General features: G+C 77.0%; 2 protein-coding genes. Both read left to right on the top strand.

The window, feature by feature from the left end; genetic code table 11:
• Positions 1-340 (top strand): hypothetical protein (locus DVA66_RS19130; protein WP_198671953.1); only part of this gene is annotated, 340 nt, incomplete at its 5' end.
• On the top strand, positions 337-2,774 hold a 2,438-nt coding region (locus DVA66_RS19125), incomplete at its 3' end, for a hypothetical protein (protein WP_157974148.1). The genes DVA66_RS19130 and DVA66_RS19125, both read left to right, overlap by 4 nt.

The following is a 2,774-nucleotide window of genomic DNA, read 5'->3' as shown; positions in this document are numbered from 1 at the left end:
CGCACCGGTCGGCGCGCCGGCCGGGGACGCCGTCGCGGTGGCCCGTCCGCCGGTCGGCTGGCTCGCGGCGGCGCTGGGGGTCGCGGTGGTGGCCGTGCTGCTCGTGCTGGGAGTGGCCCGTCCCGTGCCGGCGGTCCCGCTCGGCGGCTGGCTGCTGGCCGGGCCGGTCGCGGTCAGCCTGCTCGCGCTGTACACCCGCCGAGACGTGCTGGCCCGCACCCGTCCCGTCTACGCCGCCCCCGGCTGGGTCCGTCCGGCCTACGTCGTCGTCTCGGTGCTGGTGGTGCTCGCGGTGGCGGTGACGGCCTGGCGGCTGGCCGACTGGGTGGGACGCCTGTGAGCCGGGAGGGTGGGCTGACCCGGCTGCTGGTGGTGGTCGCCCTGCTGCCGGTGCTGCTCGGGCTCCCGGTGATCGCCGGGACCACTCCGCGGGCGGCGGCCGAGGGGCCGGAGCAGACCGCGGTCGGTGCCTACGGCGGCTGCCTGGTCGGCGCCGGCGCGGGCGACCTGCTGCTGCTCTTCGACGAGTCGGCCAGCCTGATCGACACCGACCCCGACGACCAGCGCGTGCGCGCCGCCGACTACCTGGTCCGCCAGCTCGGCCGCTTCGCCGAGCAGCGCGAGGTCGCCCTCGACGTCGCCGTCGCCACCTTCGGCGTCGAGCTCGAGGGCCCGGGCCGCTGGTCCGACCTCGCCGGCTCGGGCGACCGGGTCCGCGACGACGTCGCCGCCCTCGCCGAGGCCGACGACGGCTGGGAGACCGACTACTGGACCGCGCTCAACGGCGCCCGCCAGGCGCTGGCCGACAAGGCCGCCGGTGAGGAGCGCTGCCAGGCGGTGCTGTGGTTCTCCGACGGCTCGCTCGACCTCGACGACCGCACCGACCCGGCCGAGGCCGAACGCTACGGAGAGCGCAAGCCCTACGCCCCCGACGTCGACCTCACCCGCCCCGGCAGCGACGCCGAGGCCGAGCGGCGGGCCGCCGACGACCTGTGCCGCGACGGCGGGGTGGCCGACCAGCTGCGCCGGGCCCCGGTGACGGTGTTCGGGATCGGGCTCAGCGCCGGCGGCGGCGCCGACTTCGACCTGATGCGCGGCATCTCCACCGGCGAGGACGGCTGCGGCGCCATCCAGGGACCGACCGTCGGCAGCTTCACCGAGGCCGACAGCATCGAGTCGCTGATCCGGGCCTTCGACCGGCTGCAGAACCCCGGCCAGGAGCCCACCACCACCGAGCGCGAGGTCTGCCAGGGCGAGATGTGCCCCGAGGGCCGGCACCCGTTCGTCCTCGACGACAGCATCAGCGAGGCCCGCGCCCTGTTCAGCACCGACGCCGAGGTGCCGGTCGACGTCGTCCTGGTCGCCCCCGACGGCAGGGAGGTCGTCTTCACCCCCGGCGCCGACCCGGTCGAGCGGTCCGTCGACGGGGTCACGCTGCGCCAGGAGTGGACCTCCGACCGCTCCACCGCGCTCACCCTGCAGCGGGGCGAGGTCGGCAGCGGCGGCTGGACCGGCGTCTGGTCGGTCACCGCGGTCGACCGCAGCAGCAGCACCGAGGGCGCCCGCTCCACCCTCGACCTGCACCTCACCGGCGACCTCGTCCCGGCCGTCACCAGCCCCGACCCGCTGGAGCTGCGGGCCGGCGAGACCCCCGAGCTGGTGTTCGGGCTGACCGACCTCGACGGCGAGCCGGTCGAGACCGACGCACTGCTCGGCACCGCGACGTTCACCGCCGTCCTCGAACCGGCCGGCGCCGACCCGGTGGTGCTGGCCGACGCCGAGCCGCTGGAGCGGGTAGGCGACCCGCACCCGCTCGACCTCACCGCCGTCGGCCCCGGACCGGCCCCACTCACCCTCACCCTGGCCGTCACCACCGCACCGGCCACCGACGCCGACGGCACCGAGGTGCCCGGCACCGCGCTGGAGCCGCAGACCGTCACCCTGCCCACCACGGTGCTGCCCGCCTTCGGCTACCCGACGCTGGGCCGCGAGGTCGCCTTCGGCACCCTGGAGGCCACCACCACCGCCGACTCCGTGCTGCCGGTCACCGGGCCCGGCTGCGTCTGGCTGGCCGAGGGCTCGAGCGCCGTGCAGACCGGGCCCGCCGACGTCACCGGCGAGGTCACCTCCGAGGTCGCCGGGCCGGGCCAGCTGTGCCTGGCCGAGGGGCAGAGCGGGGAGCTGCCGCTGCGGCTGACCGCCTCCGAGACCGGCAACGGCGCCCTCGGCGGGACGCTCGTCGTCGCCACCGCCCCCGTCGACGCCGCCGACGACCCCGGACGCGTGCAGCAGGTCGAGCTGGGCTGGACCGCCGACATGCTGGCCCCGCTGCAGGTCGGGCTGGCCGTGGCGACCTTCCTCCTCGCGCTGCTGCTGGGGCTGGCGCTGCCGCTGCTGGTGCTGTGGCTGGTCAAGTACGCGCTGGCCACCATCCCGGGCGCGCCGGTGCTGGTGCGCAGCCTCCCGGTCCGCCTCGACGGGGACGTCGTCACGGTCTGGTCCGAGGGCGACGCGGTCGCCGGCGACGGACGCCCCCTCTCGGCCACGCACCTGGCCGGGCTGAAGGAGCTGCTGCCGCTGGGCGTCCGCGGCTCCCGCCGGACCGCTGCCGCCGGGTTCGAGCTGCGCACCGCCGTCGGGGTCAACCCGTTCGGCGCCGGGCACGTGGTGGTCCGCGCGGACGGGCCCGTCGCCACCTCGACCAGCCCCGCGCCGGCCGCCGACGGCACCGGCCGGCTGCCGCTGGCCTGCCAGGACCAGTGGGCGGTCAGCCT

The sequence above is a fragment of the Desertihabitans aurantiacus genome (genome assembly GCF_003344635.1).
In the GTDB taxonomy this organism is placed as follows: Bacteria; Actinomycetota; Actinomycetes; order Propionibacteriales; family Propionibacteriaceae; genus Desertihabitans; species Desertihabitans aurantiacus.
Note: the sequence above shows the minus strand (reverse complement) of the source record. Positions and strands in the feature narration are given on the sequence as shown.